We start from the raw sequence: 22,991 nt of genomic DNA, 5'->3' as shown, positions 1-22,991 counted from the left end.
CGATGTTTCACGGATTAAGCGCTTTTCCGTTAACCCCCCTGAAAGAGGGGACGTTTGACGAGCAGTCCTTCATTAATCTTCTGCGCCCCGTGGTCGACGCTGGCGTGGATTCTCTGGGCATTCTCGGCTCAACGGGAAGCTATGCCTATCTGACCGTAGAAGAGCGCGGTCGGATCGCACGCTGCGCGGCGGCGCATGCTGATGACATTCCGGTCATCGTCAGCATTGGCGCATTACGGCTGGACGATATTCTGCATCTGGCTGACGACGCGCAATCGGCAGGTGTCTCCGGCTTGCTGCTGGCGCCCGTGTCGTACCAGCGATTAACGGAAGACGAAGTGTTTAATCTCTATGAAACGGTGACCCGCCAGATCTCCGTACCGCTGTGCATTTACGATAATCCCGCCACGACCGGTTTTTCGTTTAGCGATGAATTGTTATTTGCCGTCGCGGCCCTGCCGAATATAGGCTCCATAAAGCTTGGCCCCGTGCCGGAAGACCTGTCGCAGGTACGGGCTCGTCTTCCTGATACCGTCACGCTGGGCATCGCCGGCGACTGGCGAGCGGCCTCCGCCCTGCATGCCGGGTTTGACGTCTGGTACTCTGTGCTCGGCGGATTGTTCCCGCAAACAGCGCTGGCGATTGCGCGTTCGAAAGAGGCGGCACAATCCGAGCGGCTGGAGCCGCTGTGGGAATTGTTCCGTCGATACGGCAGCTTGCGGGTGGTAGCGGCAGCGGCAGAAATGCTGGGGAAAGTGGAAACACCCGCGCTCCCCTTCCCGCTTCAGGCTATTCAGGGTGAGCCGCGCGAAGCGCTTGCTGCGATACTTGCGGATCTGGTGCTGGCCTGAACAATGCCGGGTGGCGCTAACGCTTACCCGGCCTACAAAATCAACACAACCTCTTACCCGTACCGTTACTCCGGCAACAACCCCACAAAACTGCGTTTCTTACGTGGCTCTGACATCAATTCCTCAAGCTTATCCACGCACGCCAGATAGTGCGGCGTTTGCTTATGCGCCAGCACCGCCTCTTCGTCTTTATAGGCCTCGTAGATAAAGAACCGGGTTTTCACCCGCGGATCCTGCAAGACGTCAAAGCGCAGGTTTCCCGGCTCCTTGATTGCCCCCTCGTGGTTGGCGCGGAATACCTCCAGAAACTCGTCCACCCGCTCGGGCTTAATGTTGATTTCAACCAGCGTCACGTTCATTTTGCTCCTCCCTGTTTCTCTTCCTGCCAGAACTGGAACGCATCGCGGGCGTTCCAGTTCTCGTGAACCACTTTTTTCACCGCCTTCAGCATGGCGAGCGGCGCGCTGGACTGGAAGATGTTGCGCCCCATGTCCACGCCGGATGCCCCCTGATCTATCGCACGCCAGCACATCTCCAGCGCCTCGTGCTCCGGCAGCTTTTTGCCCCCGGCGATGACAATCGGCACCGGACAGCTGGCGGTCACTTTTTCAAAGCCCTCGTCCACGTAGTAGGTTTTGACGAACTGCGCCCCCATTTCGGCGGCGATGCGGCTGGCGAGCGAGAAATAGCGCGCGTCACGCGCCATCTCTTTCCCCACGCCCGTCACCGCCAGCGTCGGCATGCCGTAGCGCGCGCCCGCATCGACAAGCTTGATGATGTTGTTGATCGACTGATGCTCAAACTCACTGCCGATGTACACCTGCGCCGCCACCGCGCAGACGTTCAGGCGCAGCGCGTCCTCCATCGCCACCGCCACGCACTCGTTCGACAGCTCGCCCAGAATCGAATTACCGCCGGAGGCGCGCAGCACCACCGGTTTGTTCGTGGCGGCTGGCACCTGGCTCCTGAGGATGCCGCGGGTGCACATCAGCACGTCGGTTTCACCAAACAGCGGCGCGATGGAGAGATCGATACGCTCAAGGCCGGTGGTCGGCCCCTGAAAGTAGCCGTGGTCAAAGGCAAGCATCACCGTACGGTTGCTCTTAGGGTTGAAGATGCGTGCCAGGCGGGACTGCATGCCCCAGTCCAGCGAGCCGCAGCCCTTCAGCGTGAACGGCACGTTGACCTGCGGCGTGCCGATGCCAAAATCCTTACCGTCTTTGATATCGTCTAAATCAGCCATTTGCTCCCCCGTCAGAAATCGTATTTGCTGATGTTCTCTTTGGTGAACACCACCCGCTCCGGCAGCAGCACGATGCCGTTGCCCTTCGCCTCATACTGGTAACCCTGCACGCTGTTCGGCTCGACCTTCAGCGCCCCGATATTTTTTACGTCCACGCTGTCGCCGACGTTAAGATCGCCTTTTTTCAGCAAACGATCGGCGACATTGACCGCAATTTTGCCCTGTTGTACGACATCCCACAGGCCGAAGGCTTTTACCGTGCCGCGCTCAACGTACGGACGCATCACGTTCGGCGTACTGAACCCGACAATCGCCACCCCTTCGCGCTTCAGGTTTTCCGCCGCCTGCGCAGCGGCCGGCAGCGCGTTGGCATCCGGGGCGATGATCGCATCCAGATCCGGATATGCTTTTAAGATCCCTTCGGCAGTTTGCAACGATTTGGTGGCGTCGTTATAGCCAAACTGGGTAGTGACGACCTGCCACTGGGGATGATCTTTCTCGATTTTGGCCTTCGCCTCTTTCACCCACTGGTTCTGGTCGGTGACGGTGGGGCTGGAGTAGAAGAACGCCACTTTGGCATTCGGTTTGGTGACCTGCTTGCCCGCCATCTCCACCAGCAGGCCGCCCAGCTGTTCCGGCGTTCCCTGGTTGATATAGATGCTGCGGCACTCCGGTTTGGTGTCGGAGTCCCAGGTCAGGACCTTGACGCCGCGCTGCATCGCGCGCTTGAGCGCCGGGCAGAGGCCGTCCGGCGACACGGCGGAGACGATGATGGCGTTATAGCCCTGGTTGACGAAGTTATTGATCAGCTGCACCTGGCCGGAGACGCTCGGCTCGGTCGGGCCGTCGTAGGTGACGTCCACCCCAAGATCTTTCCCCGCCTCTTTCGCGCCGTTGCCGCCGCTGGTGAAGAAGCCCACGCCCACCAGCTTCGGGATAAAGGCAATGCGGTCCGCCGCCTGCGCCGAGGCGAAGCTGAGGGCCATTGCCAGGACGAACAGTTTTGTTTTCATCTTACGCTCCGGATAGTTTTCTAAAGAGAGAACGCACCCACTCGCGGTGCAGACTCAGCGAACGTCCCATCACCACCACAACCAGCAGCGCCCCTGACAGCGCGCTCGACACCTGGTTGGGGATGCCGACCATCTGTAAACCCTGCTGCAGATACCCCACCAACAGCGCCGCCAGCGCTGTACCGACAACCGAACCTGAACCACCGTAGATATTGGCTCCTCCGAGTACGGCGGCGGTGAGCGCGGGCATCAGCAAATCGCGCCCCAGATCCGACCGCGCGGAGCCGAAATAGGAGACCATCACCAGCGCGGCAACCGCCGAGGCCACCCCCACCAGACCATACAGCGCGTAGGGCATGCCGTTCACCGACAGCGCCGCATAGCGCGCCGCGCGAGGATTCTGCCCAATCAAAAACAGATGACGACCAAAGCGCCCGCGGTGGGTAATCAGCCAGAAGAAGACGGTAATCACCGCGAACAGCACCAGCGGGATCGGCAGGCCAAACACCGTGAGGTTAGCGAACGCCGTGAAGCTGTCCGGGAAGCCGCCGATGCCCTCGTAGCCCGTGGCTCCCGCCATGCCGGAGAGCAGCAGCGCCCCGCCGCCGTAGAGGTAGAGCGTGCCGAGGGTAATCACCAGCGGGCTGATGCCGGTGTAGTGGATCAGCGCCGCGTTTACCAGCCCGCACAGCAGTCCCAGCAGCAGCGTCAGCGGAACGGCGACCGCCATCGGCCACCCAGCCTGCATCATCACCCCCAGCGCAATCGCGCACAGGCCGATGGTCGAGCCGAGGGAGATGTCGATCCCGCCGCTGATGATCACCAGCGTCAGCGGCAGCGCCACAATGCCGATGCAGATGAAGTCGCTGGTGCTGAACAGCAGCATGTTGATGTCGAGCATGCGCGGGTTGATGGCGCCGAAGAGCAGGATCTCCAGCACCAGCAAAATGAGCAGCGCGCTTTCCCAGTTAAGCCTCATTTACGCCACCTCTTTTTTGCGTTTGGGAAACGGGGTGACGTGCTTCCCCCCTCTGTTACCCGGCTGGAAGCGACCGTACTTCAGCGCCCGCTGATGGCGCGCCAGCGCCTGGCGCAGACGCCCGTCGAGCACCAGCACGCCCAGCAGCACCAGCCCGGCGATAAAGTCGTTCCACCAGGCCGGGAGCCTGAACAGCACCAGCACGGTGTCGATTTGGGTCAGGAAGAAGGCGCCGAGCAGCGCGCCAACCAGCGTGCCCGTGCCGCCCAGCAGCGAAATCCCCCCGAGCACGCAGGCGGCGATGGCCTTCATCTCCAGCCCGCTGCCGGTCTGGTTGGGCACAAAACCAATCTGCGCGGCAAAGACGATCCCGGCGCAGGCCGCCAACATGCCGTTCAGGGTAAAGGCGATCATGCGGGTGCGGTTCACCGCCACGCCCAGCTGGCGCGCGGCGGCGAGGTTATCGCCCACGGCGTAAAAATCACGCCCGAACGCGGTGCGCGACAGCGTCCACGCGCCGGTGACCACGATAATCAACACCACCATGCCAAGGGGCGACACGCCGATGGCCGCAGGCTCAGAGAGAGATTTCAGCCCCGGCGGCAGCCCTTCAATCCACTTTCCGCCCGTCCAGAGCAGCATCGCTCCACGGTACAGCCCCAGCGTGCCGAGGGTGGCGACAATCGCCGGGATGCGCAGCCCCACCACCAGAAACCCGTTGAATACCCCGGCCAGCGCGCCAACCGTGAGCGCGAAGAGGATGGAAACCGGCAGGCTGTAGCCGCTGTTGAGCGCCACGCCGACGGCGATGGCGGACAGCCCGACGATGGAGCCGACGGAAACGTCGATATTGCGGGTCAGCATCACCAGCGCCGCGCCGATAGCCAGCAGGATCAGGATCTGCGAGCTGGCGAAGATCATCCCCAGCGTCTGCAAACTCAGGTAGGACGGATTGAGCGCCACCAGCACGGCGAACAGCGCCAGAATGGCGAGAAACGCGCTCAGCTCGCGGTTTTTCAGTAAAGTCTTCATGCTTGCCCTCCGAACGCCAGCGCCATCATTCTGTCGAGGCTGACGGCATGGCGCGGCAGCTCGCCGCTGAGTACGCCCTGATGCATCACCAGCACGCGGTCCGCGAGGCCCGGAAACTCATCGAGATCGCTTGAGATCATCAGCACCGCCACGTTCTGCGCCGCCACGCTTTTGATCAGCTGGTAGATGTCGGCGCGCGCCGAGACGTCCACGCCGCGCGTCGGTTCATCGACGATCAGCAGCAAAGGGTTGGCCTCCAGGCAGCGCGCCAGCAGCACCTTCTGCTGGTTACCGCCGGAGAGCGTGCGCACGGTTTGATCCGCATGGTTGAGCTTGATCCCCAGCGCCCGGTGATAGCGCTCCACCACCGCCGACTCCCGCTTGCGCTGCTGCCAGAGAGACGGCTCGTTCAGCGCCACGGTGTTCCAGCGGATCGGCGCGTCGAGGAACAGGCCGGACACCTGCCTGTCTTCCGGCAGGTAGACCAGCCCTTTTTCCAGGCGTGAACTTACCGGATCGCCGGTGATCTCCTGGTTCTCCAGCCAGACACGGCCCCCGCGCACGGGCCGCAGGCCGTAGAGCGTTTCCGCAAACTCGGTGCGCCCGGATCCCACCAGCCCTGCCAGGCCGACGATCTCCCCGGCGTAGATCTCAAGGCTGAGATCGATAAAGCCTTCCCCGGTAAGATCGTCAACGCGCAGCACCGGGAAATCCTGCGGCTGGGTGCGGCGGTTTCCCGGCAGCGCCAGCCACAGCTTTTGCGTATCGCTGAGGGATTTCTCCCGGCTTACCGGCGTCATGGCGGCGATCAGGGCGCTATCGTCAAACTGCGCGGTTTCGCCGCTCAGCACCACCGCGCCGTCGCGCATCACCGAGACATGGCTTGAAAGCATGCGAATTTCCGGCAGCTTATGGGAGATAAAAACAATCCCGACGCCGAGTGTCTGCAGGGCGCGGATCTGGCGGAACAGCCGTTCGGTTTCGCCCGGCGTGAGGGAGGCCGTAGGTTCGTCGAGGATCAGGATCCGGGCGTTGCGCATTAATCCGCGCAGGATCTCCAACATCTGCTGATCCGCCACTTCCAGAGTGCTGGCGGCGGCGTCGAGGTTAAGCTGGCACTGCAGCTGCTGGAGTTTCTCCGCCAGGCACTTTTCAAGATCGCGCTCGCGCGGCAGACGGAACAGGATGTTTTCCCGCACCGTCAGGTTGGGGAACAGCAGCGGCTCCTGCGGCACGAGATAAATGCCAAGCCTGTGCGCCTGAACGGGCGTCAGCCGCGCATATGACTGCCCCTCGACAGAAAGTTCACCGCTGTCAGGCGTTTCGACCCCGGCGATGATTTTCATCAGCGTCGATTTTCCCGCGCCGTTTCCGCCCATCAGGGCGTGCACCTGGCCCGCAAGCAGCGTGAAATCAATGCCTTTAAGAACCGGCACGCCTGAGAACTGCTTGCTGATATTCCGCGCGTCGAGAAGTGAGGTCATCATCGCTCCGCTATTGAACAAATGATTTTTAGATTTAATAATGTTCAAAAGCGTAGACGGTGAACTATATTTACAACCGTGCAGGGATCACAGTTTTATCGATTGAGATTCAGATAAACCAGAAACGATCGAAATGATCCGTTTTGTCGCGTGGCTCACACTTTCCCTTCGCGCCATCACGAACATATGATCTAAATTTTTATAAGAGTTCAACTATGAGCGATAAACGCACTGCGGAAGAAGGACGGTTTGCCGGGCTGGCACTGGCGGAAGAGGAGCTGGTGGCGCGCGTGGCCTGGTGCTACTACCACGATGGGCTGACCCAGAACGATATCGGCGAGCGGCTCGGGCTGCCGCGATTAAAAATCTCCCGCCTGCTGGAGAAGGGCCGTCAGTCCGGGGTGATCCGCGTGCAGATCAACTCCCGCTACGAGGGCTGCCTGGCGCTGGAAACCGAGCTACAGCAGCGCTTTGACCTGAAGCTGGTGCGCGTGATGCCCGCCCTGAATACGCCGCCGATGAACGTGCGGCTGGGCATTGGCGCGGCGCAGTCGCTGATGGGCGTACTGGAGCCCGGCCAGCTGCTGGCGGTGGGGTTTGGTGAAACCACCATGAGCAGCCTGCAGCACCTGAGCGGCTTTATCAGCTCGCAGCAGATCCGCCTGGTGACGCTCTCCGGCGGCGTCGGGCCGTATATGACCGGTATCGGCCAGCTGGACGCGGCATGCAGTGTCAGCATGATCCCCGCCCCGCTTCGCGTGTCATCCGCCGAGGTGGCCGGGATCTTAAAACGTGAAACCAGCGTGCGGGACGTAATCCTCGCCGCCACCGCTGCCGACGTGGCGGTGGTCGGCATTGGGTCGGTGAACCAGCGCCGTGACGCCACGATACTGCGATCCGGCTATATCAGCGAAGGTGAACAGCTGATGTACGCCCGCAAAGGCGCGGTCGGCGACATTCTCGGCTATTTCCTCAATGCCGAAGGGGAGTGCGTCGAGGAACTGGAGATCCATAAAGAATTACTCGGCGTCTCGCTTGATGAGCTGGCGCAGCTGCCCACCATCGTTGGCGTGGCCGGAGGGGAAGAGAAAGCCGATGCGATTTATGCCGCACTGAAGGGTCGCCGTATCAATGGCCTGGTGACGGAGGAGACGACAGCCCGCGCGGTGCTGGCTCTGGCCAAGTGAGAGCCCGCCCTGCGCTAACAGCGAGGCAAGCTCATGAGTTACCTTTTAGCGTTAGATGCAGGGACCGGCAGCGTTCGCGCCGTGATTTTCGATTTGCAGGGCAACCAGATTGCCGTCGGCCAGGCCGAGTGGAAGCACCTGAACGTAGAGAACGTGCCGGGGTCGATGGAGTTCGACCTCGACACCAACTGGCGGCTGGCCTGCCAGTGCATTCATCAGGCGCTGTCGCGCGCGAATCTGGGCGCGGCGGATATTCAGTCCGTTGCATGCTGCTCCATGCGCGAAGGGATAGTGCTGTATGACCGCAACGGCGAGGCCATCTGGGCCTGCGCCAACGTTGACGCCCGCGCCAGCCGCGAGGTGGCCGAACTCAAAGAGATCCACGACTACCGTTTTGAATCCGAAGTGTATGACGTTTCCGGGCAGACGCTGGCGCTGAGCGCCATGCCGCGCCTGCTGTGGCTGGCACACCATCGCCCGGATATTTACCGCAAGGCCGCGACCATCACCATGATCAGCGACTGGCTGGCGGCGAAGCTCTCCGGCGAGCTGGCGGTCGACCCGTCTAACGCGGGCACCACCGGCATGCTGGATCTCTTCTCCCGCGACTGGCGTCCGGCGCTGCTCGACATGGCCGGGCTGCGCGCCGATATTCTCTCCCCGGTGAAAGAGACCGGCACCGTGCTGGGCGCTATCACCAAAGAGGCCGCGCAGCAAAGCGGCCTGCGCGAAGGCACGCCGGTCGTCATGGGCGGCGGCGACGTACAGCTGGGCTGTCTGGGGCTGGGCGTAGTTCGCGCCGGGCAGACGGCGGTGCTGGGCGGCACCTTCTGGCAGCAGGTGGTGAACCTGCCGCAGGTGCGCACCGACCCCGAGATGAACATCCGCGTCAACCCGCACGTTATCCCCGGCATGGCGCAGGCGGAGTCGATCAGCTTTTTTACCGGGCTGACCATGCGCTGGTTCCGCGACGCCTTCTGCGCGGAGGAAAAGCTGATTGCCGAGCGGATGGGGATGGACACCTACTCCCTGCTGGAAGAGATGGCCAGCCGCGTGCCGGCGGGTTCACACGGGGTGATGCCGATCTTCTCCGACGCCATGCATTTTAAGCAGTGGTACCACGCCGCGCCGTCGTTTATTAACCTCTCCATCGACCCGGAAAAATGCAATAAAGCGACGCTGTTCCGCGCACTGGAGGAGAACGCGGCGATCGTCTCGGCCTGCAACCTGGCGCAGATTTCGCGCTTCTCCGGCGTGACGTTTGAGAGCCTGGTGTTTGCCGGTGGCGGTTCGAAAGGCGCGCTGTGGAGCCAGATCTTAAGCGACGTCACCGGCCTGCCGGTGCGCGTGCCGGAAGTGAAGGAGGCGACGGCGCTGGGCTGCGCCATTGCGGCAGGCGTTGGCGCAGGGCTGTTTGCCGATATGGCCTCGACGGGCGAGCGGCTGGTGAAATGGAGCCGCGAGTTCACGCCAAACCCGATACATCGCGAGCTGTACGACGGCATGATGCAGAAATGGCAGGCGGTATATGCGGACCAGCTTGGGTTGGTGGACAGCGGGCTGACGACGTCGATGTGGCAGGCACCGGGGTTAGTAAAAACCCATACCCCTCTCCCCATAGGGGAGAGGGAAAAAACCAGATCGAGCTGATTCTTTAAGGCCGCACCGGCCAGTCCCCTCTCCCCTCCGGGGTGAGGGGAAGTTCTTTGAGATCTATCACAATCATTCGATCCCGCTTTTACCTTTCCGCTGCCGCTGGCTAAATTAGTAACTCATCCGACCACATAACAATAATTTTACACTGGAAGAGACTATGAGCCGCTACCCGTCGTTATTCGCCCCCCTCGATCTGGGGTTCACCACACTCAAAAACCGCGTGTTGATGGGCTCGATGCACACCGGGCTGGAGGAGCATCCGGACGGGGCCGAGCGTCTGGCCGCCTTCTATGCCGAACGCGCCCGCCATGGGGTAGCGCTGATCGTCACCGGCGGCGTGGCCCCTGCCCCTTCCGGCGTCGGCATGGAGGGCGGCGCGGTGCTAAACGATGCGTCACAGCTGCCGCACCACCGCATTGTGACCGACGCGGTACACAACGAGGGCGGTAAAATCGCCCTGCAAATTCTGCACACCGGACGCTACAGCTATCAGCCGAATCTGGTCGCGCCATCGGCCATTCAGGCGCCGATTAACCGCTTCACTCCGCATGCCCTGAGCCACGACGAGATCCTGGCGCTGATTGACGACTTCGCCCGCTGCGCGGCGCTGGCGCGCGAGGCGGGCTACGACGGCGTTGAGGTGATGGGCTCAGAAGGCTACCTGATCAACGAGTTTCTCGCCGCCCGCACCAACCACCGTGAAGACGAATGGGGCGGCGACTATGCCCGTCGGATGCGCTTTGCCGTGGAGGTGGTGCGCGCGGTGCGCGAACGTGCAGGGGCTGATTTTATTATCGTCTTCCGCCTGTCGATGCTCGACCTGGTGGAGGGCGGCGGAACGTTCGATGAAACCGTGCAGCTGGCGCAGGCGATTGAAGCCGCAGGTGCCACGATTATCAACACCGGCATCGGCTGGCACGAGGCGCGCATCCCGACCATCGCCACGCCGGTGCCGCGCGCGGCGTTCAGCTGGGTGACGCGCAGGCTGAAGGGCAAAGTGTCTGTTCCGCTGGTGACCACCAACCGCATTAACGATCCGCAGGTGGCGGACGATGTGATTTCACGCGGCGACGCCGACATGGTCTCAATGGCGCGGCCGTTCCTTGCCGATGCCGAGCTGCTGTCCAAAGCGCAAAGCGGCCGTGCGGATGAAATCAACACCTGCATCGGCTGTAACCAGGCCTGCCTGGATCAGATCTTCGTCGGCAAGGTCACCTCATGCCTGGTTAACCCACGCGCCTGCCATGAAACCAAAATGCCGGTCGTTCCGGCGGTCAATAAAAAACGCCTGGCCGTGGTGGGCGCAGGACCTGCGGGCCTGGCGTTTGCGGTCAATGCCGCCTCGCGCGGGCACGGCGTGACGCTGTTTGATGCGCTGGGGGAGATTGGCGGGCAGTTTAATATCGCCAAACAGATCCCCGGCAAAGAGGAGTTCTACGAAACGCTGCGCTACTACCGCCGGATGATCGAGCTGACGGGCGTCGAGCTGCGGCTTAACCAGTTTGTCCACGCGGCGGATCTGACTGATTTCGATGAGGTGATCCTGGCGAGCGGGATCGTACCGCGCACGCCTGCGATCGAGGGTATCGATCATCCAAAAGTGCTGAGCTATCTCGACGTGCTGCGTGACAAAGTACCGGTTGGCGAGAAGGTGGCGATTATCGGCTGCGGCGGGATCGGCTTTGATACCGCTATGTATTTGAGCCAGCCGGGCGAGGCGACCAGCCAGAACATTGCTGAGTTTTGCGTCGAATGGGGCATTGATACCAGCCTCAGCCAGTCCGGCGGCCTGCGCCCCGAAGGGCCGCAGCTGCCAAAAAGCCCGCGCCAGATCGTGATGCTGCAGCGTAAGGCCAGCAAGCCGGGCGAAGGGCTGGGCAAAACCACCGGCTGGATCCACCGCGCTACCCTGCTCTCACGCGGGGTGAAGATGATCCCGGCGGTCAGCTATCAGAAGATCGACGACGAGGGGCTGCACGTCACGATCGGCGGCGAGCCGCAGCTGCTGCGCGTGGATCATGTCATTTTGTGCGCCGGGCAGGAGCCAAAGCGCGATCTGGCGGATCCGCTGCGCGAGGCCGGTAAAACGGTGCATCTGATTGGCGGGTGTGACGTGGCGATGGAGCTGGATGCGCGGCGCGCGATTGCGCAGGGGACGAAATTAGCTCTGATGATCTAGAACATTGCCGGGCAGCGGGGTAAAAGCAAAACGGCAACCCAGTTGCCGTTTTTAATGTTTGCTCCCTCTCCCTGTGGGAGAGGGTCGGGGTGAGGGCATCAAGCCGCACATACCCAATCTTAACGACGACGTCCCAGCTTCACCGACTTCAGCACCACAAACTTGTTATTCGTCGCAATGGTGACGCAGTTACCGAAAATCTTCTTCAGCTTGTGGAAGTAGTCCAGGTGGCGATTCGCCACGATGTACAGCTCGCCGTTAATTTTCAGGCAACGGCGCGCGTGGTGGAACATCTCCCAGGCGACGTTATCCGTCAGGGCGTGCTTCTGGTGGAACGGCGGGTTACAGAACACCGCGTTGAAGCGGAACGGCTCTACCCCCGACAGCGCGTTGTTGATCATAAACTCGCAGCGGTCCAGCGCGTCCGGCAGGTTGGTTTCTACGTTCAGACGGCTGGAGGCCACCGCCATCGGCGATTCGTCGCTGAACACTACGCTGGCTTCCGGGTTCTTCGCCAGCAGCGTCAGGCCAATCACGCCGTTGCCGCAGCCAAGATCGACAATCTCACCTTCCAGATTTTCCGGCAGATGTTCCATAAAGAAACGCGCGCCGATATCCAGACCGGTGCGGGAGAAGACGTTCGCGTGGTTATGGATGGTCCAGTCTGTCCCTTCCAGCTTCCAGCTCAGCGTTTCTGGCGCGTCGGCCAGCTCAGGGGCGCTGAAGGTGCAGTTGATCAGGCGCGCTTTTTTCCAGGCCAGCGTGGTGGTGGTCGGGCCGAGGACTTTCTCGAACAGCTCGAGCGTCGAAGTGTGGATATCGCGCGCTTTGGCACCCGCGATGATGCGCGTATCCGGCGTCACGACCTTACGCAGCGCGCGCAGCTGCTGCTCCAACAACGCCATGGTTTTTGGCACTTTGATCAGCACCACGCCGGGCGCCTGCGGGTAGTCCGCGGTGCTGTCGAGAAACTTCACGCTGGACTCTTCGATGTCGTTATGGCGCAGGTTTTCACGCGTCGCCAGCTCGCTCAGGTAGGAATCGCCGATGCTGTATGGCGTGTGCTCCGCCAGGGCGCATCCCAGCGCGCCAAACGCGTCATTCAGGATCAAAACCGGGCCGCGGATTTCAGTCTCATCCAACTGCTGCAGCAGATATTCATCCGCCGCTTCCCACGCCTGAAGCGGGTTAACGTCGTCCGTTTCCGGGAAACGTTTAAGGTTGAGTGAACGGAAACCGTTGTCTAAGTGGCTCATCGGCCCTCCTGAATGGTAAAATTTGGCGTATCCCTGAAAAGGGTGCGTGAGTATACCCGTTTTCGCATTAATTTGGGCTTTTGATGAACCAACTTACTTATCTCCAGGGCTATCCGGAGCATTTACTGACTCAGGTTCGCAGCCTGATTGCCGAGCAGAAGCTCGGTGCGGTGCTGGAAAAACGCTATCCCGGCACGCACGATTTCGCGACCGATAAGGCCCTATGGCAGTATACGCAGGATCTGAAAAGCCGGTATCTGAAGAGCGCGCCGCCGATCAACAAGGTGATGTACGACAATAAGATCCACGTGCTGAAAAACGCGCTCGGCCTGCACACCGCTATCTCCCGCGTGCAGGGCGGCAAGCTGAAGGCGAAGGCCGAAATCCGCGTCGCGACGGTGTTCCGTAACGCGCCGGAAGCGTTTCTACGGATGATCGTGGTGCACGAACTGGCGCACCTGAAAGAGAAAGAGCACGACAAAGCGTTCTATTCCCTGTGCTGCCACATGGAGCCGCAGTACCATCAGCTGGAGTTTGATACCCGCCTGTGGCTTACGCATTTATCGTTAAATGGTAATGCGGAATAGCGCACGCGAATTGTCATGATGACGTGCTACAGTGGCTAAAGGTTCCCCGCTACGGAGTACGTAAACGTTTATGATACGTTTCGCAGTCATTGGTACGAACTGGATCACGCGCCAGTTCGTCGACGCCGCCCACGAAACCGGCAAACTTAAACTTACCGCAGTCTATTCCCGCAGCCTTGAGCAGGCGCAGAGTTTTGCTAACGACTACCTCGTTGAGCATCTCTTCACTTCGCTTGATGAGATGGCGCAAAGCGACGCCATTGACGCGGTCTATATCGCCAGCCCGAACTCCCTGCACTTCCCGCAGACAAAGCTGTTTCTCAGCCACAAAAAGCATGTGATTTGCGAGAAGCCGCTGGCGTCGAATATCCAGGAAGTGGAAGCGGCCATTGCGCTTGCCCGCGAAAATCAAGTGGTGCTGTTCGAAGCGTTCAAAACCGCCAGCCTGCCGAATTTCCTGCTGCTGCAGCAGTCCCTGCCGAAAATTGGCAAAGTGCGTAAAGCCTTTATCAACTACTGCCAGTACTCGTCGCGCTACCAGCGCTATCTGGACGGCGAGAACCCGAATACCTTTAACCCGGCCTTCTCTAACGGTTCGATTATGGATATCGGCTTCTACTGTCTGGCCTCTGCCGTGGCCCTGTGGGGCGAGCCGCACGGCGTAACGGCCACCGCCAGCCTGCTGGAGAGCGGCGTGGATGCGCACGGTTTAGCGGTGCTGGACTACGGTGATTTCAGCGTCACGCTGCAGCACTCCAAGGTGAGCGACTCTGTCCTGCCGAGCGAAATTCAGGGCGAAGCGGGCTCGCTGGTTATCGAGAAGATCTCCGAGTGCCAGAAGGTGAGCTTTGTGCCGCGCGGCGGCAAAGCTCAGGAGCTGACGCAGCCTCAGCATATAAACACTATGCTCTATGAGGCAGAGGTCTTCGCCCGTCTGGTGGAAGACAACGAAGTGAATCACCCAGGCCTTGCGGTGAGCCGCACCACAGCGAAGCTGCAAACGGAGATCCGCCGTCAGACCGGCGTGGTGTTCCCGGCAGACGGCGTGAGCGCGGAAGCTATCGCGTAAAGCTGTGTAATGAAACGGTGCAGACCATTGACGAAACCGATGGTCTGACATATTTTGTTACCTGCAAAGGGGAGTAACTTCTTCGTCGGTGGATCGTCATTACGATGCGTGCAATACCGCATCCGGTCGCCGGGCAACCCTCGTGGTTGTAAGTGAGACCTTGCCGGAAGGCGAGGTCTATGCATAAAAAGCTAACGGCTATCGTCTTCTGACCATGGCCGTTTTTGTTTTTTATGTGTAAGGAAAATAGTATGCATTCTGTCGGCACTCCCATGTTGTGGGGCGGATTCGCGGTTGTCGTGCTCATCATGCTGGCGATCGACCTCTTTTTACAGGGGCGTCGCGGCGCGCACGGCATGACCATGAAACAGGCTGCGGCCTGGTCGCTGGTGTGGGTTACCCTCTCCCTGCTGTTCTGTGCCGCCTTCTGGTGGTATCTGGCCTCGACCGAAGGCCGCGCGGTGGCCGATCCTCAGGCCCTCGCCTTCCTCACTGGCTATCTGATTGAAAAAGCCCTGGCGGTCGATAACGTCTTCGTCTGGCTGATGCTGTTCAGCTATTTCGCCGTGCCTGCGGCCCTGCAGCGCCGCGTGCTGGTCTACGGCGTGCTGGGGGCGATTATCCTGCGTACCATAATGATCTTCGCCGGCAGCTGGCTGATTACCCAGTTCGAATGGCTGCTGTACGTCTTCGGCGCGTTCCTGCTGTTCACCGGGGTCAAAATGGCGCTGGCGAAAGAGGACGGCTCTGCGATTGGCGATCGCCCGCTGGTGAAGTGGATCCGTGGACACCTGCGCATGACCGATAAGATTGAGAGCGAACACTTCTTCGTGCGCAAGAACGGCCTGCTGTTTGCCACCCCGCTGCTGCTGGTGCTGATTCTGGTTGAGCTGAGCGACGTGATTTTCGCCGTGGACAGCATCCCGGCTATCTTCGCGGTGACCACCGACCCGTTCATCGTCCTGACCTCAAACCTGTTCGCCATTCTCGGCCTGCGTGCGATGTACTTCCTGCTGGCGGGCGCGGCGGAGCGCTTCTCGATGCTGAAGTACGGTCTGTCGGTGATCCTGGTGTTTATCGGTATCAAGATGCTGATCGTCGATTTCTACCATATCCCGATCGCCATTTCGCTCGGCGTGGTGTTTGGCATTCTGATCGTGACGCTGATTATCAATACCTGGGTTAACCGCCAGCACGATAAGAAGCAGCAGGTGGAGTAAAACGTTCGGTGCGGACTGATGCCCTCACCCCGGCCCTCTCCCACAGGGAGAGGGTGAACACACATTTGTAACGAAGTAGTTAAAAAACATGACGCACCACGTAAAATCCAGCATTTTACGCTTCCCTCCCAAGACACTTTCCCTATACTCGACCAGGCAAACATTTACTTACATCCGGACATAAATGTGACTAAGAGCACATCCGGGATGGAACGCAATTTCACTCAGGAATAATGTATGAGCACACAATCAACGGGGCTGTTTGCGCGCCTGGCGCAGGGAAGTCTGGTTAAACAAATTCTGGTAGGACTGATATTGGGTATTCTGCTTGCGATGGTTTCAAAACCTGCAGCGGAAGCCACGGGGCTGCTCGGTACCCTTTTCGTTGGCGCACTGAAAGCGGTCGCGCCGGTTCTGGTACTGATGCTGGTTATGGCGTCGATTGCCAACCACCAGCACGGACAAAAAACCAATATTCGCCCTATTCTGTTCCTGTATCTTCTGGGGACCTTCTCAGCCGCGCTAACCGCCGTTGTGTTTAGTTTCCTGTTCCCGTCCACGCTGCACCTGACCAGCGCGGCCGGTGATATCACGCCGCCATCCGGCATTGTCGAAGTGCTTCGCGGCCTGCTGATGAGCATGGTCTCTAACCCCATCGCCGCGCTGATGAGCGGAAACTACATTGGCATCCTGGTCTGGGCGATTGGTCTGGGCTTCGCACTGCGCCACGGTAACGACACCACGAAACACCTGGTCAACGATTTGTCGAACGCCGTCACCTTTATGGTGAAGCTGGTCATTCGCTTTGCGCCAATTGGTATTTTCGGTCTGGTCTCTTCCACGCTGGCAACCACCGGTTTTGACGCGCTGTGGGGTTACGCGCAGCTGCTGGTGGTTCTGGTCGGCTGTATGCTGCTGGTGGCGCTGGTGATCAACCCGCTGCTGGTGTTCTGGCAGATCCGCCGTAATCCGTACCCGCTGGTGCTGACCTGCCTGCGCGAAAGCGGCGTGTATGCCTTCTTCACCCGCAGCTCTGCGGCGAACATTCCGGTTAACATGGCACTGGCGGAGAAGCTGAACCTGGACCGCGATACCTACTCCGTGTCGATCCCGCTGGGTGCAACCGTAAACATGGCGGGCGCGGCGATCACCATTACGGTGCTGACGCTGGCCGCGGTGCAGACGCTGGGTATTCCGGTGGATCTGCCAACCGCGCTGCTGCTGAGCGTGGTGGCGTCGCTGTGTGCATGCGGCGCATCCGGTGTGGCGGGCGGTTCCCTGCTGCTGATCCCGCTGGCGTGCAATATGTTCGGCATCCCGAACGAGATCGCAATGCAGGTTGTGGCCGTCGGCTTTATCATCGGCGTGCTGCAGGACTCCTGCGAAACCGCGCTGAACTCCTCTACCGACGTGCTGTTCACCGCAGCGGCCTGTCAGGCGGAAGACGCGCGTTTAGCGAAGAACGCCCTACGAGGTTAACAGCAAAACGGCAACCCTGAGGTTGCCGTTTTTAGTGTTTGTACCCTCTCCCCGTGGGAGAGGGCTAGGGTGAGGGCATCAGGCCGCACCGATTAAAGCGTCACACCACTCTTAAAGATCGCCAGCTCGCGGAAATCGTTCTTCTCGTTGCAGGTCTGCCTGCCGTTGGCAAATTCCACAATCGCGTCCACGAATTCCGTCAGCAACTGCGGCATCGCCTTGCCGTGGATAAGCTGCCCGGCATCAAAGTCAATCCAGTGTTTTTTCTTCGCCGCCAGCTCGCTGTTGGTGGCGATTTTCACCGTCGGCACAAAACCGCCGTACGGCGTGCCGCGACCGGTGCTAAACAGCACCATATGACAGCCGGCTCCCGCCAGCGCGCTGGTGGCGACCGCATCGTTACCCGGCGCGCTCAGCAGGTTCAGACCGTGCGTTTTCAGGCGCTCGCCGTAACGCAGAACGTCAACCACCTGGCTCGCACCCGCTTTCTGGGTGCAGCCGAGGGATTTCTCTTCCAGCGTGGTGATCCCGCCCGCTTTGTTACCCGGAGACGGGTTTTCATAAATCGGCTGATTGTGAGCAATGAAGTACTGTTTGAAGTCGTTCACCATGGTGACGGTTTTCTCAAACGTCTCTTCGTCGCGGCAGTGGCTCATCAGAATACGTTCCGCGCCGAACATTTCCGGCACTTCGGTCAGCACCGTCGTGCCGCCGTTAGCAATCATATAGTCCGAGAAGCGGCCCAGCATCGGGTTGGCGGTGATACCGGACAGGCCGTCAGACCCGCCGCACTCCAGACCAAACTTCAGCTCGCTCAGCTTGCCCAGCTCGCGCTTGTCGTGGCGCATCACGTTATACAGCTGATGAAGCTGCTCAACGCCCGCTTCCACTTCGTCGTCCTGATGCTGACACACCATAAAATGCACGCGCTCAGGGTCGAATTCCCCCAGCGTTTCGCGGAAGGCGTCCACCTGGTTGTTCTCGCAGCCCAGGCCAATCACCAGCACCGCGCCCGCGTTCGGGTGACGCACCATGTTTTGCAGCATGGTGCGGGTATTAATGTGGTCATCACCCAGCTGGGAGCAGCCGTAGGTGTGGCTAAACAGATGTACCCCGTCGGTGCCTTCGGCATCGTGAGTCTCTTTCAGGAAGCGCGTCTGGATCTGACGCGCAATCCCGTTCACGCAGCCGACGGTCGGGAGGATCCACAGCTCGTTGCGGATCCCCACGTCGCCATTGGCGCGGCGGTAGATCTGCACGTCACGATCCGCCGCCTGCTCTTGTGCCGCAGGTAAATCAGGTTGATAGCTGTACTCGTCCAGATCGCTCAGATTGGTGCGGGTATTATGGGAATGAATATGTTCACCCGGCACGATATCCGCCAGCGCATGCCCAATCGGAAGACCGTACTTAATGACGTTGTCCCCTTTAGCGAGAGGCTTCACGGCAAACTTGTGTCCGCGAGCAATCGCCTGACGCAGGGTGACGCTCTGGTTATCAACGGTCACCACGTCGCCTTCAGCGAGATCCGTCAGCGCGACGGCCACGTTATCCAGCGAATGGATTTTGATGTATTGCATATCAACCTCAAACGGCCTTAGTTCAGTTCAATGGCGAAGTAGTCACGCGCATTGTTAAAGCAGATGTTTCTCACCATGTCGCCCAGCAGCTGGATATCCGCCGGCGCTTCGCCCGCGTGCACCCAGCGGCCAATCATCTGGCACAGAATGCGGCGGAAGTATTCGTGGCGAGTGTAAGAGAGGAAGCTGCGGCTATCGGTTAGCATGCCGACAAAGCGGCTCAGCAGACCAAGCTGCGCCAGCTGCGTCATCTGACGCTCCATGCCGTCTTTCTGATCGTTGAACCACCAGCCGGAACCAAACTGCATCTTGCCCGGCATCCCTTCGCCCTGGAAGTTGCCGACCATGGTGCCCAGCACTTCGTTATCGCGCGGGTTCAGGCAGTACAGGATGGTTTTTGGCAGCAGGTTTTGTTCATTCTGTTTGCTCAGCAGTTTGGACAGCTCTTCCGCCAGCGGACGGTCGTTGATGGAGTCAAAGCCCACGTCCGCACCGATCAGTTTGAACTGGCGCTGGTTATTGTTGCGCAGTGCGCCGATGTGGTACTGCTGTACCCAGCCGCGACGCGCGTATTCCGCGCCGAGGAACACCAGTACCGCCGTTTTGAACTGCGCCACTTCGTGCTCGCTAAGCGATTCACCGGACAGGCGACGCGCAAGGATGCTGTCCAGCTCGGCTTCGTTTGATTCCGCGAACAGCACGACGTCCAGCGCGTGGTCAGAGACTTTACAGCCGTGCGCCGCGAAGTGATCCAGACGTTTGGTCAGCGCGGTTTGCAGATCGGCGAAACGGCGAATGTCGGTATCGGACACTTCCGCCAGCTTCGCCATGTAGTCGTTAAACGTAGCCTGCTCAATGTTGAAGGCTTTGTCCGGGCGCCAGCTTGGGAGCACTTTGATATCAAAAGCGGTGTCTTTGGCGACGACGGCATGATGTTCCAGGGAATCAATCGGATCGTCGGTGGTCCCCACCATCTTCACGTTCATCTGCTTCATGATGCCGCGCGCGGAAAAGTTATCCTGCGCCAGCAGCGCATTGCAGCGATCCCAGATTTCATCGGCGGTCGTTGGGGAGAGCAGTTTGCCGGTGATGCCAAACGGACGACGCAGCTCGAGGTGCGTCCAGTGATAAAGCGGGTTGCCGATGGTGTGCGGAACGGTCGCCGCCCAGGCGTCAAACTTCTCGCGGTCGGTCGCATCGCCGGTGCACAGGCGTTCAGCGACGCCGTTGGTGCGCATGGCACGCCATTTATAGTGGTCACCCTTCAGCCAGATGTCATACAGGTTTTTGAAACGGTAATTTTCGGCAACCTGCTGCGGTGGTAAATGGCAGTGGTAGTCGAAAATCGGCTGGTCTTTTGCGTAGTCATGATACAGGCGGCGAGCAAATTCGGTATCCAACAGAAAATCTTCGGTCATAAACGGCGTCATTATCGTCTTCCTCATTACGGGAGCGTCAGAAAGCGTATGTTCATATGCTGCAAAGTTATCACACCAATTTCCACCCGCCGAAGCTTTTTTCGTGAGTGAGATCAATAAACACCAACAAATAAATTACCCTCAATGGCGTAAACCCTTCTACAGGCCGCGCCATTACTGGCTTTGCGTGCAGCGATTAATGTCCCTACAAAGAATCATACATTTGTGATGTCACTCACCTTTTAAAGTTGTATGACAAGTTATCTTTTCGCCGTCGCAAACGCTAAGCCGACGGAATGCATTACCGGTGTGAGAGGCATCGGGTTTAACGGTACGGATACCGACTTATGCACGCTTACTTATGGCAAGGTTCGGGCCGTTCCGGGACATGCTCCCGCTACGCCCCTCCCGTTACACAACTGCTCCCGGAAACGGTTGAGAGGTTGCCGTGCTCTGGCGCGGACATAACATAACGATGAGGTTTTAGATGCGTAAAATTAAAGGGTTACGTTGGTATATGATCGCACTGGTGACGTTAGGCACCGTGCTGGGCTACCTGACGCGTAACACCGTGGCAGCTGCAGCGCCAACGTTAATGGAAGAGCTGCATATCTCCACGCAGCAATACTCCTACATCATTGCCGCCTATTCCGCGGCGTATACCATCATGCAGCCTGTTGCTGGCTATGTGCTGGACATTCTCGGTACCAAAATCGGTTATGCCTTCTTCGCCATCGCCTGGGCGGTGTTCTGCGGTGCCACCGCGCTGGCAGGCAGCTGGGGTGGGCTGGCGCTGGCGCGTGGTGCGGTCGGTGCGGCAGAAGCCGCGATGATCCCGGCAGGCCTGAAGGCCAGCTCCGAGTGGTTCCCGGCAAAAGAGCGATCCATTGCGGTCGGCTACTTCAACGTGGGCTCGTCCATCGGGGCAATGATTGCACCGCCGCTGGTGGTGTGGGCCATTGTGATGCACAGCTGGCAGATGGCGTTCATCATCTCTGGCGTGCTGAGCTTTGCCTGGGCAATGGCGTGGCTGATTTTCTATAAACACCCGCGCGATCAGAAAAAGCTCTCCGAAGAAGAACGCGAATACATCATTGGTGGTCAGGAAGCGCAGCATCAGACCAACAACGGCAAAAAAATGACCGTCTGGCAGATCCTGGGCACCCGTCAGTTCTGGGGTATCGCCCTGCCGCGTTTCCTGGCTGAACCGGCCTGGGGCACCTTTAACGCGTGGATCCCCCTGTTCATGTTTAAAGTCTACGGCTTTAACCTGAAAGAGATCGCGATGTTCGCCTGGATGCCAATGCTGTTCGCTGACCTGGGCTGTATCGTGGGCGGCTACCTGCCACCGCTGTTCCAGCGCTGGTTTGGGGTGAACCTGATTGTTTCCCGTAAGATGGTCGTCACCATGGGCGCGCTGCTGATGATTGGCCCGGGTATGATCGGCCTGTTCACCAGCCCGTACGTCGCCATTGCCCTGCTGTGCATCGGTGGCTTTGCGCACCAGTCCCTGTCCGGCGCGCTGATTACGCTCTCGTCTGACGTCTTCGGCCGCAACGAAGTGGCCACCGCCAACGGCCTGACCGGGATGGCCGCCTGGACCGCGAGTACGATGTTTGCGCTGGTGGTCGGCGCGCTGGCGGATACCATCGGCTTCAGTCCGCTGTTCGCCGTGCTGGCTATTTTCGACCTGCTGGGGGCGGTAGTGATCTGGACGGTGTTGAAAAGCAAATCGGCAGAAGAGCTGGCGAAAGAGTCCCTCGGGAAACCGGCGACGCAGAGTTAGCGAAAATGCGTTTCACCGAAGCCGCCTCCGGGCGGCTTTTTTAATGGCAAAATCTGGAGAGTGGCACGCAAAAGTGGTATAACAAATCATCTGCCGTACCCTGCCTGGAGCGCATATGGAAATCACCGAACCACGTCGTTTATATCAACAACTTGCTGCCGAGCTGAAAGATCGCATCGAGCAAGGGGTCTATCTTGTCGGTGATAAACTTCCCGCCGAGCGCTTTATCGCGGATGAAAAAAGCGTGAGCCGCACCGTGGTGCGTGAAGCGATTATCATGCTCGAAGTGGAAGGTTACGTTGAGGTACGCAAAGGCTCCGGCATTCACGTGATTTCTAATCTGCCGAAACACTCTCCCGTCGCGGACGAAAGTCTGGAATTCGCCAGCTATGGCCCGTTTGAGCTGCTCCAGGCTCGCCAGCTGATCGAAAGCAATATTGCCGAGTTTGCGGCGACGCAGGTGACCAAGCAGGACATCATGAAGTTGATGGAGATCCAGGAGAATGCCCGTAAGGAAAAATGTTTCCGCGATTCAGAGTGGGATCTGCAGTTCCACGTTCAGGTCGCCCTGGCAACCCAAAATACGGCGCTGGCGGCAATCGTAGAAAAAATGTGGACTCAGCGCGTTCACAACCCGTACTGGAAAAAACTGCACGACCATATCGATTCCCGTACCGTCGACAACTGGTGTGACGATCACGATCAAATCCTTAAGGCGCTGATTCGTAAAGACCCGCATGCCGCTAAGCTGGCGATGTGGCAGCACCTGGAAAACACCAAGCAGATGCTGTTCAACGAAACCAGCGATGACTTCGAATTTAACGCTGACCGCTATCTTTTCGCCGACAATCCCGTTGTTCATCTCGATACGGCATCCAGTGCCGCAAAATAGATGACCTTTCTGCTGGCAGGCGCTACGTTGCGCCTTCCGGCTTACATGGGTAAGCAAAACATATATAGTGTCAGCCTTTG

The 22,991-nt window shown here is 59.4% G+C and carries 19 protein-coding genes; 10 read left to right on the top strand and 9 right to left on the bottom strand.

Annotation, left to right across the window (positions count from 1 at the left end):
* The first annotated feature begins 2 nt into the window (after positions 1–2).
* Positions 3–851, top strand: coding sequence for a dihydrodipicolinate synthase family protein (locus AC0TNG_RS04955; RefSeq protein ID WP_473712453.1), 849 nt, complete (start codon positions 3–5; stop codon positions 849–851).
* A gap of 65 nt (positions 852–916) precedes the next feature.
* Here the strand turns inward: AC0TNG_RS04955 and lsrG are convergent, their stop codons facing one another.
* From lsrG to lsrA, 6 genes are read right to left on the bottom strand one after another with little or no spacing between them, the layout of a single operon-like run.
* The gene (gene lsrG, locus AC0TNG_RS04950; RefSeq protein WP_003862606.1) at positions 917–1,210 is read right to left on the bottom strand and encodes a (4S)-4-hydroxy-5-phosphonooxypentane-2,3-dione isomerase; all 294 of its coding nucleotides are present in this window, start codon (positions 1,208–1,210) and stop codon (positions 917–919) included.
* Complete coding sequence (gene lsrF, locus AC0TNG_RS04945; RefSeq protein WP_061716445.1) at positions 1,207–2,094, bottom strand: 3-hydroxy-5-phosphonooxypentane-2,4-dione thiolase; 888 nt, start codon at positions 2,092–2,094, stop codon at positions 1,207–1,209. Before lsrF ends, lsrG begins: the two co-directional genes overlap by 4 nt.
* 11 nt (positions 2,095–2,105) lie before the next feature.
* On the bottom strand, positions 2,106–3,107 hold the full coding sequence (gene lsrB, locus AC0TNG_RS04940) for an autoinducer 2 ABC transporter substrate-binding protein LsrB (RefSeq protein ID WP_023333523.1): 1,002 nt from the start codon (positions 3,105–3,107) through the stop codon (positions 2,106–2,108).
* A gap of 1 nt (position 3,108) precedes the next feature.
* Complete coding sequence (gene lsrD / locus AC0TNG_RS04935; protein WP_473712454.1) at positions 3,109–4,086, bottom strand: autoinducer 2 ABC transporter permease LsrD; 978 nt, start codon at positions 4,084–4,086, stop codon at positions 3,109–3,111.
* Positions 4,087–5,118 carry an autoinducer 2 ABC transporter permease LsrC gene (gene lsrC, locus AC0TNG_RS04930; protein ID WP_148770294.1) on the bottom strand — a complete coding sequence of 344 codons (1,032 nt, stop codon included), beginning with the start codon at positions 5,116–5,118 and terminating at the stop codon, positions 4,087–4,089.
* On the bottom strand, positions 5,115–6,602 hold the full coding sequence (gene lsrA, locus AC0TNG_RS04925; protein ID WP_061716443.1) for an autoinducer 2 ABC transporter ATP-binding protein LsrA: 1,488 nt from the start codon (positions 6,600–6,602) through the stop codon (positions 5,115–5,117). Before lsrA ends, lsrC begins: the two co-directional genes overlap by 4 nt.
* Before the next feature lie 215 nt (positions 6,603–6,817).
* On the opposite strand from lsrA, the gene lsrR reads away from it, so the two are divergent.
* The 3 genes from lsrR (at position 6,818) to AC0TNG_RS04910 (ending at position 11,624) form a co-directional block, all read left to right on the top strand.
* Complete coding sequence (gene lsrR, locus AC0TNG_RS04920; RefSeq protein WP_024906415.1) at positions 6,818–7,789, top strand: transcriptional regulator LsrR; 972 nt, start codon at positions 6,818–6,820, stop codon at positions 7,787–7,789.
* Between the two features lie 33 nt (positions 7,790–7,822).
* Complete coding sequence (lsrK, locus tag AC0TNG_RS04915) at positions 7,823–9,439, top strand: autoinducer-2 kinase (protein WP_473712455.1); 1,617 nt, start codon at positions 7,823–7,825, stop codon at positions 9,437–9,439.
* Between the two features lie 163 nt (positions 9,440–9,602).
* Positions 9,603–11,624, top strand: a complete 2,022-nt coding sequence (locus AC0TNG_RS04910) for an oxidoreductase (RefSeq protein ID WP_473712456.1) — start codon at positions 9,603–9,605, stop codon at positions 11,622–11,624.
* Positions 11,625–11,743: 119 nt separating this feature from the next.
* Here AC0TNG_RS04910 and rlmG read toward each other — a convergent pair whose 3' ends face one another.
* Positions 11,744–12,880 carry a 23S rRNA (guanine(1835)-N(2))-methyltransferase RlmG gene (gene rlmG / locus AC0TNG_RS04905; protein WP_473712457.1) on the bottom strand — a complete coding sequence of 379 codons (1,137 nt, stop codon included), beginning with the start codon at positions 12,878–12,880 and terminating at the stop codon, positions 11,744–11,746.
* Positions 12,881–12,963: 83 nt separating this feature from the next.
* On the opposite strand from rlmG, the gene AC0TNG_RS04900 reads away from it, so the two are divergent.
* The 4 genes from AC0TNG_RS04900 (at position 12,964) to sstT (ending at position 17,235) form a co-directional block, all read left to right on the top strand.
* Positions 12,964–13,467: a YgjP-like metallopeptidase domain-containing protein gene (locus tag AC0TNG_RS04900; RefSeq protein WP_023333531.1), complete on the top strand. Its 504-nt coding sequence runs from the start codon at positions 12,964–12,966 to the stop codon at positions 13,465–13,467.
* A gap of 70 nt (positions 13,468–13,537) precedes the next feature.
* Positions 13,538–14,536 (top strand): Gfo/Idh/MocA family protein, encoded by a 999-nt coding sequence (locus AC0TNG_RS04895; protein WP_090418811.1) that lies wholly within the window; start codon positions 13,538–13,540, stop codon positions 14,534–14,536.
* A gap of 251 nt (positions 14,537–14,787) precedes the next feature.
* Positions 14,788–15,756, top strand: a complete 969-nt coding sequence (locus tag AC0TNG_RS04890) for a TerC family protein (protein ID WP_023309283.1) — start codon at positions 14,788–14,790, stop codon at positions 15,754–15,756.
* Between the two features lie 237 nt (positions 15,757–15,993).
* Positions 15,994–17,235, top strand: a complete 1,242-nt coding sequence (gene sstT / locus AC0TNG_RS04885; RefSeq protein WP_473712458.1) for a serine/threonine transporter SstT — start codon at positions 15,994–15,996, stop codon at positions 17,233–17,235.
* Between the two features lie 92 nt (positions 17,236–17,327).
* Here the strand turns inward: sstT and AC0TNG_RS04880 are convergent, their stop codons facing one another.
* The gene (locus tag AC0TNG_RS04880; RefSeq protein ID WP_473712459.1) at positions 17,328–18,815 is read right to left on the bottom strand and encodes a UxaA family hydrolase; all 1,488 of its coding nucleotides are present in this window, start codon (positions 18,813–18,815) and stop codon (positions 17,328–17,330) included.
* Positions 18,816–18,832: 17 nt separating this feature from the next.
* The gene (gene uxaC, locus AC0TNG_RS04875) at positions 18,833–20,245 is read right to left on the bottom strand and encodes a glucuronate isomerase (protein WP_473712460.1); all 1,413 of its coding nucleotides are present in this window, start codon (positions 20,243–20,245) and stop codon (positions 18,833–18,835) included.
* A gap of 475 nt (positions 20,246–20,720) precedes the next feature.
* Between uxaC and AC0TNG_RS04870 the strand changes: the two genes are divergently transcribed.
* A complete protein-coding gene (locus tag AC0TNG_RS04870; protein ID WP_024906406.1) occupies positions 20,721–22,019 on the top strand; it encodes an MFS transporter in 1,299 nt (432 codons plus the stop codon).
* 115 nt (positions 22,020–22,134) lie between these two features.
* Positions 22,135–22,911 (top strand): transcriptional regulator ExuR, encoded by a 777-nt coding sequence (exuR, locus tag AC0TNG_RS04865; RefSeq protein WP_023309288.1) that lies wholly within the window; start codon positions 22,135–22,137, stop codon positions 22,909–22,911.
* The last annotated feature ends 80 nt before the right edge of the window (positions 22,912–22,991 follow it).

Source organism: Enterobacter sp. PL_is514 (genome assembly GCF_055816715.1).
The sequence above is the reverse complement of the archived record's forward strand: the minus strand, read 5'-3'. Positions and strand labels throughout refer to the sequence as shown.

What these genes read in the sequence shown, in the direction of transcription:
- sstT (WP_473712458.1), top strand. Translation starts at nt 15,994, where the DNA reads ATGAGCACACAATCAACGGGGCTGTTTGCGCGCCTGGCGCAGGGAAGT.
- AC0TNG_RS04895 (WP_090418811.1), top strand. Translation starts at nt 13,538, where the DNA reads ATGATACGTTTCGCAGTCATTGGTACGAACTGGATCACGCGCCAGTTC.
- lsrG (WP_003862606.1), bottom strand. Translation starts at nt 1,210, where the DNA reads ATGAACGTGACGCTGGTTGAAATCAACATTAAGCCCGAGCGGGTGGAC.
- exuR (WP_023309288.1), top strand. Translation starts at nt 22,135, where the DNA reads ATGGAAATCACCGAACCACGTCGTTTATATCAACAACTTGCTGCCGAG.
- lsrC (WP_148770294.1), bottom strand. Translation starts at nt 5,118, where the DNA reads ATGAAGACTTTACTGAAAAACCGCGAGCTGAGCGCGTTTCTCGCCATT.
- AC0TNG_RS04910 (WP_473712456.1), top strand. Translation starts at nt 9,603, where the DNA reads ATGAGCCGCTACCCGTCGTTATTCGCCCCCCTCGATCTGGGGTTCACC.
- uxaC (WP_473712460.1), bottom strand. Translation starts at nt 20,245, where the DNA reads ATGACGCCGTTTATGACCGAAGATTTTCTGTTGGATACCGAATTTGCT.
- AC0TNG_RS04900 (WP_023333531.1), top strand. Translation starts at nt 12,964, where the DNA reads ATGAACCAACTTACTTATCTCCAGGGCTATCCGGAGCATTTACTGACT.
- AC0TNG_RS04880 (WP_473712459.1), bottom strand. Translation starts at nt 18,815, where the DNA reads ATGCAATACATCAAAATCCATTCGCTGGATAACGTGGCCGTCGCGCTG.
- lsrD (WP_473712454.1), bottom strand. Translation starts at nt 4,086, where the DNA reads ATGAGGCTTAACTGGGAAAGCGCGCTGCTCATTTTGCTGGTGCTGGAG.
- rlmG (WP_473712457.1), bottom strand. Translation starts at nt 12,880, where the DNA reads ATGAGCCACTTAGACAACGGTTTCCGTTCACTCAACCTTAAACGTTTC.
- AC0TNG_RS04870 (WP_024906406.1), top strand. Translation starts at nt 20,721, where the DNA reads ATGCGTAAAATTAAAGGGTTACGTTGGTATATGATCGCACTGGTGACG.
- lsrF (WP_061716445.1), bottom strand. Translation starts at nt 2,094, where the DNA reads ATGGCTGATTTAGACGATATCAAAGACGGTAAGGATTTTGGCATCGGC.
- AC0TNG_RS04955 (WP_473712453.1), top strand. Translation starts at nt 3, where the DNA reads ATGTTTCACGGATTAAGCGCTTTTCCGTTAACCCCCCTGAAAGAGGGG.
- lsrR (WP_024906415.1), top strand. Translation starts at nt 6,818, where the DNA reads ATGAGCGATAAACGCACTGCGGAAGAAGGACGGTTTGCCGGGCTGGCA.
- lsrB (WP_023333523.1), bottom strand. Translation starts at nt 3,107, where the DNA reads ATGAAAACAAAACTGTTCGTCCTGGCAATGGCCCTCAGCTTCGCCTCG.
- AC0TNG_RS04890 (WP_023309283.1), top strand. Translation starts at nt 14,788, where the DNA reads ATGCATTCTGTCGGCACTCCCATGTTGTGGGGCGGATTCGCGGTTGTC.
- lsrA (WP_061716443.1), bottom strand. Translation starts at nt 6,602, where the DNA reads ATGACCTCACTTCTCGACGCGCGGAATATCAGCAAGCAGTTCTCAGGC.
- lsrK (WP_473712455.1), top strand. Translation starts at nt 7,823, where the DNA reads ATGAGTTACCTTTTAGCGTTAGATGCAGGGACCGGCAGCGTTCGCGCC.